Here is a 13,777-nt window from a genome sequence, read left to right as displayed (position 1 = left end):
TGTTGTATCTCTCATTTAACTAGGGAGTATAAAGATTGCACTTTGAGGTTTAGATACTCTTTAAATTGTGTAATAGATTAATCATTAACAACAAGGCTCCATTATTTGTATTTTCAAGCACAAAACAGCAGAAGTTGCCTTATTTATGCCTTCTAAATCTGCCCTCATTACTGGCGTCACCGGACAAGATGGTTCCTATCTTGCGGAGCTACTTTTAGCTAGGGGATATCAAGTTTTTGGCTTGGTTCGCCGCTCTAGTTCGGGTAATTCTAGTCGTATCAGCCATTTCTCTAATGACATCAAAATTTTGTCTGGAGACTTGCTGGATCAGTGTTCGTTGATGGATGCGATTATTGAGGCTCAACCAGATGAAATCTATAATCTTGCGTCTCAGAGTTATATTCCTACGTCTTGGACGCAGCCTTCTTTAACGGCTGAATATACGGCTTTGGGGGTTTCTAGGCTTTTAGAATCTATTCGGCGTTGTAAGCCAGATGCGAGGTTCTATCAAGCTTCCAGTAGTGAGGTGTTTGGGCAACCGGATGAATCGCCGCAGACAGAGCGTACTGCTTTTCGACCTCGTAACCCTTATGGGGTGGCTAAGGCTTACGCTCACTGGATGAGTGTGAATTACCGCCAACAGTACAAGCTCTACGCCTGCTGTGGCATCACTTATACCCACGAATCGCCACGGCGCGGTGCAGAGTTTGTCTTTCGCAAGATCACGCGAGCCGCAGCCATGATTAAACTGGGCTTGCTGAATGAACTAAAACTGGGCAATTTGGATGCTCAGCGGGATTGGTGCTATGCCAAAGATGCAGTTTATGCGATGTGGTTGATGCTGCAACAGCAAGAAGCAGATGACTACATTATTGCTAGCGGTGAAACGCATTCGGTGCGCGAACTGGTTGAGTTTGCGTTTAGCTGTGTGAATCTCAATTGGCAGGATTATGTTTCGGTTGATCCAGCCTTTTATCGACCGGATGAGCCTGTGCAGCTCATGGGTTGTATTGACAAGATTCAGAATAAACTTGGCTGGAAACCTCAGCACTCTTTCCAGGAGATGGTGGAATTGATGGTGGAGCATGACTTGAAAGCTCTCCAGGATGAGCCTTAGTCCGCTAAAAGTTAAGCGATCGCACTCCCAACCCACTCTCTAACTCGCCCCTACCCCACTGCTAAAACTTTGCAACTTTAAGGACGCTCTCCCACTGAGGAAAACGCCCTTTTTAAGTCTGATGCAGTCATTTAAGAGGAATGACCCGTTGAAGGCTGTATGCATCACGCTTCAACTAGGTTTTTCAACATATACAAGTGTTAATCAACGTCGAGCCTAAACAAACAGGAAACCAAGCCGCCTGACCTTGCTTAGCTGAGGGAAGCGTGGCTGCGATCGTAGGACGCGCGGAAAGAAGGATGAGCTTTGCCTTGAATATGGTTCCAGTATTCTGCTGCTTCAGGAGGCATACCCACTTCAGCGGCAGCACGGCCCAGCATCGATTGTTGCCGATTTTTGATCATGTGGTGGTGGCGCATCATCAAAGCACGAGCTTGCTCTTGAGCAGACATAAATAGTTCTCCTATTGGGTGAATCGATTTGAGTATTTATGGGTTCTTTCAATCAATATAACAAATTTTTCTGTATCTAAAGTTACAAAATGCTTTACAGACCATGTTTTTCATATTTTTTTACAAATGGAGTGGCAACCAAGCGTGCTTGTAAGCTAGGAGGCGATCGCGATTTCTTTTGATCCACTGGGCGTTAGCTTGTTTAGGCTACCGTTCAGCGGTAAGCTCAGACCACTTGAGCTTGTGGGAGAAAATCTGTGGCAGTTGAGGAGCGTTTGGTTGAAGTTGGGCCGTTGAAGTGGTTTTGCCGAGAAGCGAACCCGATGAATCCAACGGATAAGCCACCAGTGCTGCTGCTACACAGTTTTCCTTCGCAAAGCTACAGTTGGCGTCAGGTATTGCCTGCTTTGGCTGAGCAAGGTTTTAGAGCGATCGCCCCTGATTGGCCTGGTTTTGGCTTTTCTACTAAGCCAGATAAGCGAGATTTTACTTACACGTCTGAAGCTTTTGTAAGCGCTTTGGCAGACCTAGTGCAAGTGCTGGAATTGGAACGATTTTCCCTGGTGGTGCAAGGTTTTTTGGGTGCTGTAGGACTCCGCTATGCTTTACAACATCCTGACCAGATCGAGCGCTTAGCCATCTTCAACACTCCCCTCTCTACTGTGGCTAAGCTGCCGTGGAAGATTCAGCAAATGGGGTTGCCTTTGGTGGGTGACATGATGACGCAAGATCCGCTATTGGTCGATCGCTTATTGGAAGGGGGTGGGCCTTACCAGGTAGATGACAAAGATTTGGATGTGTATCGACGGCCATTCTTAAAGAGTTCGGATGCGGGGCGATCGCTGCTATATACGCTACGCAACTTGCAGCTACAGGCAACCACGGCGGAAATTGAGTCAGGCTTCGATAACTGGGAGCGACCAATCTTAGTGGCTTGGGGCATGTCCGATCCTTGGTTGCCGTTTAGCATGGCCGAAAACTTTACTAAAGCGATTCCGGATGCAGAGCTAGTACAACTACAGGAAGTAGGGCACTACCCACAAGAAGATTGGTATGAAAAGGTGAATGAAGTTCTCTTGCCATTTCTACGTCGTCAAAGCCTTTAGCGCTAGTTAGGATTGAGGTTGCTACTTTGATTTGGGCGATCGCTCACGGGTTAGTCCGGTAGTCTTTATTTAGGCAGAAGACTTTGGAGCCAGTCTTGAGATATATTTCTTTACGAAAAATATAAATGGTCGCCCCTAAACCCTTTTCTGAAAACTGATTTTAGTTTTGGGAATAGGTTCTAATCAATAAAACAATTAATTTTGCAAGTGGTAAACAAGTAGAGTTATGAGACACTATCGGTCAATTTTGGCTCTAGCGCTAGCCTTCGTCACAGCATTTCTCGTCAGTTGCAGTAGCCCTGCCAGCACCAAAACCCTGACTTACAGCCCCACTCAAATTGAGCGGATTCAGAGTTATAGCTCTAGCATCACTGCCCTTCGCAGCCGTATGCCTGAACTAGCAACTTTGATTGAAAATCGTGAGTGGATCGATGTACGCGGCTTTATTCACGGTCCACTTGGAGAGCTACGGCTCAGAATGGGCAATTTGGCTCGCAACTTACTTCCCGATGCTCAAGGCCCAGCACGACAAGCTGCTCAAGACGTTTTTACTCACCTAGAAGAAATTGACGAAGCGGCGCAAAAGAGCGACTACCGCCAAGCAATTCGCAACTACGCAGAAGCCATAAAAGACTTCGATGCCTTCTTCCAACTCGTGCCGAATAGCTGACCTCTCCCCCAACCCCTCTCCTACAGGAGAGGGGCTTTGAATATGGCATCATAGGCTCTTGGTCTGGAAGTTGAATCTATGAGTCGTGTTGCTGTGGTGGGCTGTGGGGTAGTTGGAGCCGCGATCGCCTACGAACTCAGCCAAATACCAGGATTGACGATCGCTGTGTTCGATCGCCAACTTCCTGCTCAAGCCGCAACGGGAGCAGCCTTGGGTGTGCTAATGGGCATCATTAGCCACAAAGTGAAGGGTAAAGCTTGGCAATTGCGGCTTGCTAGTATGCAGCGGTATGAAACTCTGATTCCAGAACTAGAAGCGATCGCAGGCTGCACCATTCCCTGGAATCGCAATGGCATTTTGAAGCTGTGTTTTGCCGACGAAGACCTCACCAAATGGCAAACCTTGGCTGAAGCTCGGCAAAACCAAGGCTGGCCGCTAGAGATTCTGGATGCAGCTCAACTCCAAGCTCATTATCCTTACCTCAACCCAGATTCGATCAACGCGGCTATTTACTCCCCTCGCGATCGCCAAGTTGATCCGGTGGCTCTCACCCACGCCTTAGTCACTGCCGCCGAATGTAACGGTGTGACTTTTCATTTTGATGCCGCTGTAGAGGCTGTCACTTCTAGCGCCGAGGCACAGAATTCGCAAAGCTGCTCTCAGTTACACACAACAGTAGGAAACTTTGACGTCGATTGGCTGGTGGTGGCGGCGGGTTTAGGCTCCACTCCTCTAACTGCGTCCCTCCAACAATCCATAGAAATTCGTCCAGTTTTAGGCCAAGCGCTGCATCTGCAACTTGACCAACCCCTAGATATCCTTGGGAAACAGCCCGTGATTACGGGCAACGATGTGCATATCGTCCCTTTAGGGTCGAATCAGTGTTGGGTAGGGGCAACGGTCGAATTTGCTGCGGATGAGGAAGTTGTAGCGGATGAAGGGCAGTTGCAAACAGTCCTAGAGCAAGCGATCGCCTTTTGTCCTGCTTTAGCGAAAGCCACGGTGCTTAGAACTTGGTCTGGTTTGCGTCCCCGCCCGGAAGGTCGCCCTGCGCCAATCATTGGGCCGCTACCAGGTTACAGTAATGTTTTGCTCGCGACAGGGCATTACCGCAATGGTGTTTTGCTCGCTCCTGGAACGGCTCAGATGATTCGCCAACTGATTACCACTGAGTAACTAAGGAGTATAGGGTGAGCGGGACGCCAGATTTTATTCTCTATGCTCAGCATGGTTGGGCCGATAGCAGCCGCGAGATTACAGCTTTGGCTCAAAGCCTTGCTTCGCCTCAGACCCACGTAGTCACGCCGAATTTGGGTTTCGTTAAAACTTGGCTGCGGATCGAGCCGTTGATCGATCATGTTGAGCAAGTCGCGATCGATATGCTGGCGACCTATCCCGAAACTTCCATCAGAATTATTGGGCACTCAATGGGTGGCTTGATTTGGCTAGAGGTGCTGAACCGCCATCCGGAATGGTGGTCGCAGGTCGATTCCTTGGTGCTGGTTGCTTCTCCTGTCGGGGGTTCAGACTTGGGCCGAATCTTTGATCCATTACAGTTTGGGCTAGGCATTGCACGGGACTTAGGCAAAAATCGTCGCCCGATGGCTGAGACGATCGCGGCTGTAATTCCCACCCTAACGATCGCGGGAGATTATGATGGCGGCAGCGATGGCACGATTCCTGTTGAGTCGAGCAAGTTTCGCCATGCCAAATTTGTCTGCGTCTATGGCTTGCCCCATGCCACGCTAAAAAATCACCCCGCTGTGGCCGCTGCGATTCGTAATTTCTGGGGTGAAGCAACCGAAGAATCAGAGTTGAGTGGACATTTGATTCAGCGCTTACGCTTGGTGGCTGGCATGACCGATGCTCACCGTCGTGACTTTGAGCGATCGCAAATCACCCTGACTTTTGAGGATGGCACCACGATTCGTACCTGGAAAAATCCGTTTGGGGTGGATCATGTCTTTGTCGCCAGTCCGAGGGGGCAATGTCTCTACGGTGGTTTTGTCGGTTGGCTCCACGCCGATGATCTGCGGCAAGCTCTAGAGGAAATCCAGCGAGAATACCAGCCGCAGTCCTAAGGCGATCGCTTGTGACATTGTTTGAAGTGTTGGAATAGCCGCCTTTGGGAACAATAAACACCAACCCCCAAGAGACCCCACTATGCAATCTCAGGCAACTTCTCTCTACGAGCGACTCGGCGGTGTGTACAGTATTGCTACTGTAGTCGATGACTTCATCGATCGCATCATGGATGATCCGCGCCTCAATTCCAACCCACTAGTCGATGAAGCGCACCATCGTGTTTCTAGATCTGGATTCAAATATTTAGTCACAGAAATGGTCTGCTGGGCAACAGGTGGCCCACAGAAATATAGTGGTCGCTCAATGCAGGATTCCCATGCTCACCTCAAAATTACAGCAGAAGAATGGGAGTCTTTTCTAGACGATTTTCAACAAACTCTAGACAAATTTGCTGTCCCCGCCACTGAGCAAGCTGAGCTATTTGCGATCGTCCAAAGTACCAAACCCGATATTGTAATTCCTGCTTAAAATTTCACTACTCAATTAAGTAGTGATGTTGTGCGATCGCTTTCCTAAGATAGAGAGGGCGATCGCTCATTTTTGAGATAAATTCTTGCGTTGCGATCGCTTTAGCCTTGTAATTACACTGTATACACTGATAGTAAACAGAGTGTTTCAGTGGACCCAATTGTAAAAACCCGTATCGTCAAAATCGGCAATTCTCAAGGAATTCGGATTCCCAAGTTACTGCTAGAGCAGTTGCATCTCAGCGATGAAGTGGAACTAGTGGTGCAGCAGAACCAGCTCGTGATTCGTCCTGCACGATCTGTACGCCAAGGCTGGGATGAGGCATTTCAGAAAATGGCTGAGCACGGAGACGATCAACTTTTAGACCCGGAAGCAACAAGCCTCACGAGTTGGGATTCGAATGAGTGGGAATGGTAGTCAAGCGCTTTGATGTATATCTGGTAAATCTCGATCCCACTATCGGCAGTGAAATTCAAAAGACTCGTCCTTGTTTAGTCGTGTCCCCAGACGAGATGAATCGAAATATCAATACTGTGATCATTGCGCCGATAACCACAAAAGGACGAGAATATCCAACACGAGTAGCCTGTCGCTTTCAAGGCAAAGATGGTCAGATTGTTTTGGATCAACTTCGTACAGTTGATAAGGTACGGCTTGTAAAGCGTCTAGGTCGCATCAGTGCTACCGCACAAAAATCAGCTTTGGCGGTTTTAGCAGAGATATTTGCTGAGTAGCTATTATTAGCTTGTAGTTGATTAAGCAATATTGGAGAAGGTGTATGAAAACAATTACGGCCATTTATGAAAAAGGGGTTTTAAGACTGACTCAGCCGATCGATCTACCGGAGGGAACTGAGGTACAAGTTATTATCAGGACTAATGATACTAATGGTCCTAAAGGAAATGCTGCAAGTATACTAGCCGCGATCGCCGCTCTACCTGAGCAAACGGTTAACAGTCAAGCTACGACAACTGTTGATGAAACATAGCTGACAATACCAAAAGTGTCAGCTAAAAAGTTCTACTGTGCGAAGCAATAAAAACTATATAGCTTTAGTATTAAGCTCTCTATTATGAAGTTAAATGAGAACTTAATCTATATTTTTAGCGTTTAACATGATTAAGGTCATAATAGATTATGGTACAAAAGAACCATGATCATGCCTCGAACAACAGAAGCTTGACTTCTGATGGTACAGTCAGCCTATGACAAGCACACACACAGGTATAGAGTGGACTGACAAAACTTGGAACCCTACGACTGGTTGCGATAAGGTTAGCCCAGGATGTACCCATTGCTATGCAGAAGCACTAACAAAGCGCTTTTCTCGAAATTTTCCTAATGGGTTTGAGCTGACTATACATCCAGAGAGGTTACAAGAGCCAAGACGGTGGCGAACTCCAAGCCGAATTTTTGTCAATTCGATGAGTGACCTTTTTCATGAGGATGTTCCTGTTTCCTTTTTAAAGGAAGTTTTTTCAGTCATTAATGAAACACCTTGGCACATCTATCAGATTCTTACAAAGCGCCATGAACATTTGCTGAAAGTGTCCTCTCAACTAGACTTTCCTGAGAACGTATGGATAGGCGTATCTGTTGAAAATCAAAGCTATACCCATCGCATTGATTACTTACGCCAAATTCCAGCAAAAGTGCGTTTTCTCTCGTGTGAACCTCTCTTAGGCGCGCTACAGCTTGATCTAACAGACATTCACTGGGTTATTGCTGGCGGAGAATCTGGTCAAAGGCATCGACCAATGAAAACTGAGTGGGCGCAAAGCATTCGTGATCAATGCCAAAATGCTGAGGTGGCATTTTTCTTTAAACAGGTTGGAGGAAGAACTCCTAAGGCAGGGGGGAGATTGCTAGACGGTCGAATTTGGGACGAGATGCCAGATGCTTGGAGACAACATCTTGAGAAGTGGGGAAGTTACTCAATAAAATCTAATAAATCGGAACGATCGAAGCTTACTGCTTAGCAGGAAATTCGATAACAACATTATCCCCAAATGTTACTTCTCCATGCTGCTTACGTCGTTTATTGGCAGGTGGTTCAGCTTGAATCTTCCCTTGTTGCTCAAGCTTTCGTAAAACAGCCTTGTAATTTTTTTTAATGTAACGTTTACCTACATGATGCTGGTTATAAATCTCTAACATTGTGATTTTTTGAGCTGAAAACTCACACAGCAGCATATCCTCTAAATCATCCAGAGGACGTGATAGCTCAAATAATAAAGGTTGGTTGGAAGTAGCGGGGCTATATTCAAAAGAAGGGACACCCTGCTCATGGTCTGAGCTTTCCGGTGCCATAATTTCCTTCATAATTTCGTAGCCTTTTACATGCTTGCTTACGAAAATAAGGTGGTGACTAGTACGTTTTCCATCCTCATACTTAAAACGAAAAGGGAGAACATGCTTGCCACCCATCTCCTTTAGTGCTTCACAAATGGCTTCTACAATAGATAATTCCCGCTCCAAAGGTGGCATTGATCTTAGTCGCTGGCGTACCTGATCAGCGCGCTCTTTACCGAAGAGAGCATTCATGTGTTCTTGCACGGAGGAGTTGCCTAAACCCATATTGATGCGGTTATAGTTGAAGAAAAATATACAATCACAACCCCAACTTTTTACTACTGAGTTAATTAGCTGGAGGGAAAGACCCTTGTAGCCCCAAGGATCAACAAAAAATAAAGTAGGAATAAGTCTTCTGCTCTCAAATTCTTTAACTATCTCTTGACCAACTTCATGATTTCTTACTACTGGCTTATGTCTTAATACTTCGATGCCAGGCAGAGAGTTAATGGATTGTTCAAGAGAACTTGTATTATCTGAATCTGCATCATTGAAAAGAGCTACTAACGAATTTCTTAAGTCTGGATCATGAATTGCTTTTTCTAAAACTAGAAGAGGAGTTGATTTCGAACCATCCTTATAGCGTCCTGGGCCAGCAAATAAGTCAATATAAGCAATTTTGATTTCAGCGTCGCTATTGTTGCGACTATTTCTTTTTGATACTGAAATAATCACCTTTGCCCAAGCCCAAAAATATTTTTCAACTATTCTAGCTTTAACTAAAGATTGTTCCTTTTGTTCATCAAAGAACGAATTACCGCTCACAGATTTCTCCTAAAACTCAACTAAATATCCCCAAAGATAGCTTTTTAGTTTCAGAATTGACAATTTCATCCTTGAAAAACTTAAAGAATTAAACGAAATAACCACTCAATTTATCATTACTTTAAAGAGCTCTGCCTACTACTGGGGAAGCCGCAATAATAAAAGTATCAGTAGACTACATTTTGATATTGTCTTCATTACGGGCCTGAAAGGTCACTAACTTGAAACCTCAATTAAGTTACAAGCGATCGCAGCAATCCATCACTGCTGAAAACAAAACCGCGAATTCTGTTAGCTATAGATGCTTTTAAAGTTTAGTAAGTAAATTTGCTTACTCCGTAGGATAGATGCGGAATGTTTTTATAAAAGTGGAGGATAAAGTCAGTAAAGGGTCAGATTGAATATAAATCTGTCAGTTTAATAGCAACGTCTTCTAGCAGTTTTGGCTAAAAGCTAGTTTCAACTTAAACACTTCTAAATTTGTTTTAACAAAAGTCAATAATTTAATGCTTTGAGGTGCAGAGATAGTTCTGCATTTAGTTAGGCATTCAATTCGTTCGAGCTAATAGCGCTCTTTTTACGCTCCAAACTATTAGGAAGATTAGAAAGAGCTGAAATTGCAGAAGCTCAAATGCCTCTCAGTTAGGTCTGAGTGATTCAGAGCTAGCTCACGCTTTTGATAAATTCGCAGAGCTATATAGCGTTTCTCCTCGAAATGAGGTGCACATATCCAGGCTGGGTAAGGATTTCAGCTTGTGACTTGTACCTCACCAGATTAGGAACCGCTATATTCTGTTGGCTCTCTTAGTGAGTTGGTGGAAATAGATGAACGTGAAGAGAGTAGCGATCGCCGTTAGAGCGAACCGTAACCTCCACCACCGGGGGTCTCAATTACAAACACATCACCGGGGTTCATTGCGACCTCGGCTTTGCTGTCTAATGGCTCGATCGCACCGTTTTGTCGTTCTACCCAGTTCCGAGCGATCGCGCCCGGTTGCCCTCCCTGCAAACCAAAGGGTGGAACGCGCCGACGGTTAGAGAGAATCGCCGCAGTCATGGCTTCCCGGAAACGCAGCCGCCGAATCACACCATTACCACCGCGATATTTGCCCGTACCCCCGCTATTAGGCCGAATCGCAAAGGTTTCGAGCAGTACAGGAAAGCGCCATTCCAAAACCTCTGGATCTGTCAAGCGCGAGTTAGTCATATGAGTCTGCACCGCATCCGTACCCGCAAAACCAGGGCCAGCGCCAGAACCCCCACAGATGGTTTCGTAATATTGATAGCGATCGCTGCCAAAGGTGAAATTGTTCATCGTGCCCTGAGACGCAGCCAATACGCCCAACGCGCCATACAGTGTATCTACGACTGCCTGAGAAACTTCTACATTTCCCGCTACCACTGCCGCTGGATACTGCGGATTCAACATACAGCCTTCAGGGATATGAATGTCCAAAGGCTTGAGACATCCGGCGTTCAAAGGAATGTCATCGTCTACTAACGTGCGGAACACATAGAGAACTGCCGCTTTACCCACTGCTAACGGGGCATTGAAGTTATTGGGCTGTTGAAGTGAGGTGCCTGTGAAATCAATTCGGGCAGTGCGGGCTGTGGGATTGATGGCGATCGCCACTTGAATCTGACTGCCATCATCCATCTCATAGGTGAAGTTGCCATCCTTCAGCACCGCAATCACCCGCCGCACCGACTCTTCCGCATTATGCTGCACATGCCCCATATAGGCTTGCACCGTCTCCAAGCCAAAATGCTCGACCATCCGATGCAGCTCTTGCACGCCCTTCTCATTCGCCGCAATCTGCGCCTGCAAATCCGCCAAGTTCTGCGTTAGATTCCGCACAGGGTAAGGCCCGGAAGTTAACAGTTCAGCGAACTCCTGCTCTCGAAACTGCCCCTGCTCCACTACCTGAAAGTTATCGATCAGAATCCCTTCCTGCTCCACCGAAGTACTATTCGGCGGCATCGATCCAGGTGTAATCCCTCCAATATCCGCATGATGCCCGCGTGATGCGACGAAAAAGAGAGGAGTGTTCGCTGAAAGCGTTCCCGAAGGGTGGGGAGAGGAGTGAGGAGTATTCACCTCAAAAACTGGCGTAATCACCGTGACATCTGGCAAATGCGTCCCGCCATTGTAGGGATTGTTAATCGCATAGACATCACCTCGTTTGAGCTGATCTCCTTTTGCAGTCAACAAGCTTTGCACACTCTCGCTCATCGACCCTAGGTGCACGGGGATGTGAGGTGCATTTGCCACCAGTTGCCCCTGTCCGTCAAAAATCGCGCAAGAGAAATCGAGGCGTTCTTTAATGTTGACCGAGTAGCTGGTGTTTTGCAGCGTGAACCCCATCTGCTCCGCGATCGCCATGAACAAGTTATTGAAGATCTCCAACATCACTGGATCAGGGGAAGATTTTGGATTTTGGATTTTGGATTTTGGATTGCGATTAGCTTCTTGCACCTGGCCTCTTGCCTCTCGCCTCACCAAAACTAGATGGTTTCGCTCGTTTACCTGCACCCGCCATCCTGGTTCAATCACATTGGTTCCAGTGGCTTCAATGATGATTGCGGGGCCAGTAATGCGATCGCCAAGTTGCAGATGGGCGCGATCAAAAACGGGGGTATCGTGCCAAGTGTCTGCGGTGAACATTGGGACAGTTGCGATCGCCTCTAGTGCCCCAGTTCTCCGCTGCTCCGCGATCGCCTCTTCAGGAATCTCAGTAACTCCCACCACTTCCACCGAAACAGCTTCTACGATTAAGGCTTTGTGGGGCGCAACAAACCCATAACGCTGTCGGTGATCCGCTTCAAACCGAGCCACCATTTCTGGGATGCTACCAAACTCCACAATCAGCGCGGAATCGGTTCCCTCATAGCGCAGATGTACTTTAGAGAGAACTTGAATTGTAGAAAGTCCTAAGTCTGACTCCCCCCAGAATTGGGGGGCTGGGGGGGCTGCACGGTCTAACTCCTCAGACTGGGGGGCTAGGGGGGCTGAATTGTCCAACTGAGTCAGTTCCGCCTTAGCATCATTCGCTATCTCAGCTAAAAGTTTCTCCAAGTCAGGCACCAACCCATCCGTCAATCTCGCCTCAACCGATCGCTCTCGCAACACCCGCAGATCCGCCAAGCCCATGCCATAAGCCGACAGCACACCCGCGAACGGATGGATAAACACCTGCGTCATCCCTAGCGCATCGGCGATCGCGCAAGCATGTTGTCCCCCCGCACCGCCAAAGCAGCAGAGTGTGTACTCAGAAACGTCATAACCCCGCTGGACAGAGATTTTCTTGATCGCATTGGCCATTTTCTCTACCGCGATCGCCAAGAATCCCTGAGCTACTTGTTCCGGAGTGCGGCTGTCTCCAGTGGCCTTGCAAATCTGAGCGGCGAGTTCGGCAAATTTCTCTCGCACCACTTCAGCATCCAGCGGCAAATCTCCATTCGAGCCGAACACTTTCGGGAAGAACTCAGGATGTAGCTTGCCTGCCATGACATTGGCATCGGTGACAGTCAAAGGCCCACCTTTGTGATAACTAGCGGGGCCAGGATTTGCCCCTGCTGATTCTGGGCCGACTCGATAGCGGGAGCCGTCAAATTGCAAAATCGAGCCACCCCCTGCTGCGACGGTGTGGATGGACATCATCGGCGATCGCATCCGCACACCAGCCACTTCGGTTTCAAAAGTGCGCTCATATTCGCCGTTGTAGTGCGCGACATCCGTCGAGGTGCCGCCCATATCAAACGTGATGATCTGCTCGAAACCTGCTAACTTGCTCGTCTGAACTGCCCCGACAATGCCGCCCGCTGGCCCTGAAAGGATACTGTCTTTGCCTTGAAAAAACTTCGCGTCGGTTAATCCCCCGTTGGATTGCATAAACATCAGTTGCGTATCACCCAATTGAGCCGCCACGCGATCGACATAGCGCCGCAAAATTGGCGAGAGATAGGCATCCACCACCGTTGTATCTCCTCGGCTTACCAATTTCATCAACGGGCTGACTTCGTGAGATACCGAAACTTGCGTGAACCCAATCTCTCTAGCTAGCTCAGCAACTTGTTGTTCATGTTTGTGGTAACGGTAGCCGTGGAGAAAGGCGATCGCGCAAGCTCGAATTCCACTTGCATAAGCCGCTTGCAACTCAGGACGAAAGGCTTCCAGATTCACCGGGGCTAGTTCTTCACCCTGAGCCGTGTAGCGTTCTTCTACCTCGATCACTTGCTCATAAAGCATTTCGGGCAAGATGATTTGGCGGGCAAAGATATTAGGGCGATTTTGATAACCAATTCTCAACGCATCCCAGAAGCCTTTGGTAATGAGGAGTAGCGTGCGATCGCCCTTCCGCTCTAGCAAAGCGTTGGTCGCTACGGTCGTTCCCATTTTTACCGCTGCAATTTGCTCTGCTGGGATGGGTCCCTCAGCCTCCACTTCTAATAGTTCTCGAATGCCTTGTAAGGGTGCGTCGGCATAGCGTTCAGGGTTCTCTGATAGCAGCTTGTGGATAACTAGCTCACCATCAGGCCGTCGTGCCACAACATCGGTGAAGGTGCCACCTCGATCAATCCAAAATTGCCAACGCGAATCAAATACACCAGACATTTCGGTTCCTCAACCATTACCGCATTCATTCGTACTGCTGTAGTTTTGCTTAAGTTTCCGACCCTATGAATGCTCTTGAGCGATAAGTTTTATGGGTTTTTAGGAATCAGCATTGCTCAGTGCGTTGCATTCACTAAGCTTCATCTC

13 protein-coding genes are annotated in these 13,777 nt (G+C 47.6%); 10 read left to right on the top strand and 3 right to left on the bottom strand.

Features of this window, described 5'->3' with window-relative positions; translation table 11 throughout:
- Positions 1–145: 145 nt before the first annotated feature.
- On the top strand, positions 146–1,117 hold the full coding sequence (locus KME12_04670; protein ID MBW4487063.1) for a GDP-mannose 4,6-dehydratase: 972 nt from the start codon (positions 146–148) through the stop codon (positions 1,115–1,117).
- Between the two features lie 251 nt (positions 1,118–1,368).
- On the opposite strand, the gene KME12_04665 is transcribed toward KME12_04670, so the two are convergent.
- Positions 1,369–1,569, bottom strand: coding sequence for a hypothetical protein (locus KME12_04665; GenBank protein MBW4487062.1), 201 nt, complete (start codon positions 1,567–1,569; stop codon positions 1,369–1,371).
- Between the two features lie 323 nt (positions 1,570–1,892).
- Here KME12_04665 and KME12_04660 point away from each other — a divergent pair, with 323 nt between their 5' ends.
- The 9 genes from KME12_04660 to KME12_04620 all read left to right on the top strand — a co-directional run bounded on the left by KME12_04660 (position 1,893) and on the right by KME12_04620 (position 7,877).
- Positions 1,893–2,675, top strand: a complete 783-nt coding sequence (locus KME12_04660; protein ID MBW4487061.1) for an alpha/beta fold hydrolase — start codon at positions 1,893–1,895, stop codon at positions 2,673–2,675.
- A 226-nt stretch (positions 2,676–2,901) separates the two neighbouring features.
- Positions 2,902–3,345, top strand: a complete 444-nt coding sequence (psbQ, locus tag KME12_04655; GenBank protein ID MBW4487060.1) for a photosystem II protein PsbQ — start codon at positions 2,902–2,904, stop codon at positions 3,343–3,345.
- A gap of 78 nt (positions 3,346–3,423) precedes the next feature.
- Complete coding sequence (locus KME12_04650) at positions 3,424–4,521, top strand: FAD-binding oxidoreductase (GenBank protein ID MBW4487059.1); 1,098 nt, start codon at positions 3,424–3,426, stop codon at positions 4,519–4,521.
- Between the two features lie 14 nt (positions 4,522–4,535).
- Positions 4,536–5,426 (top strand): alpha/beta hydrolase, encoded by an 891-nt coding sequence (locus KME12_04645; GenBank protein ID MBW4487058.1) that lies wholly within the window; start codon positions 4,536–4,538, stop codon positions 5,424–5,426.
- An 82-nt stretch (positions 5,427–5,508) separates the two neighbouring features.
- The gene (locus tag KME12_04640) at positions 5,509–5,898 is read left to right on the top strand and encodes a group 1 truncated hemoglobin (GenBank protein ID MBW4487057.1); all 390 of its coding nucleotides are present in this window, start codon (positions 5,509–5,511) and stop codon (positions 5,896–5,898) included.
- 150 nt (positions 5,899–6,048) lie between these two features.
- Positions 6,049–6,315 carry an AbrB/MazE/SpoVT family DNA-binding domain-containing protein gene (locus tag KME12_04635; protein MBW4487056.1) on the top strand — a complete coding sequence of 89 codons (267 nt, stop codon included), beginning with the start codon at positions 6,049–6,051 and terminating at the stop codon, positions 6,313–6,315.
- Positions 6,303–6,632 (top strand): type II toxin-antitoxin system PemK/MazF family toxin, encoded by a 330-nt coding sequence (locus KME12_04630; GenBank protein MBW4487055.1) that lies wholly within the window; start codon positions 6,303–6,305, stop codon positions 6,630–6,632. The genes KME12_04635 and KME12_04630 overlap by 13 nt, the downstream gene beginning before the upstream one ends.
- A gap of 44 nt (positions 6,633–6,676) precedes the next feature.
- Positions 6,677–6,886, top strand: coding sequence for an antitoxin family protein (locus KME12_04625; GenBank protein MBW4487054.1), 210 nt, complete (start codon positions 6,677–6,679; stop codon positions 6,884–6,886).
- Positions 6,887–7,103: 217 nt separating this feature from the next.
- Complete coding sequence (locus tag KME12_04620) at positions 7,104–7,877, top strand: phage Gp37/Gp68 family protein (protein MBW4487053.1); 774 nt, start codon at positions 7,104–7,106, stop codon at positions 7,875–7,877.
- On the opposite strand, the gene KME12_04615 is transcribed toward KME12_04620, so the two are convergent.
- Positions 7,867–9,015: a three-Cys-motif partner protein TcmP gene (locus KME12_04615; GenBank protein ID MBW4487052.1), complete on the bottom strand. Its 1,149-nt coding sequence runs from the start codon at positions 9,013–9,015 to the stop codon at positions 7,867–7,869. The genes KME12_04620 and KME12_04615 overlap by 11 nt on opposite strands.
- An 853-nt stretch (positions 9,016–9,868) precedes the next feature.
- Positions 9,869–13,630 carry a hydantoinase B/oxoprolinase family protein gene (locus KME12_04610; GenBank protein ID MBW4487051.1) on the bottom strand — a complete coding sequence of 1,254 codons (3,762 nt, stop codon included), beginning with the start codon at positions 13,628–13,630 and terminating at the stop codon, positions 9,869–9,871.
- Positions 13,631–13,777 lie beyond the last annotated feature (147 nt).

It is taken from the genome of Trichocoleus desertorum ATA4-8-CV12 (assembly GCA_019358975.1).
Classification (GTDB): domain Bacteria; phylum Cyanobacteriota; class Cyanobacteriia; order FACHB-46; family FACHB-46; genus Trichocoleus; species Trichocoleus desertorum_A.
Note: the sequence above shows the minus strand (reverse complement) of the source record. Positions and strands in the feature narration are given on the sequence as shown.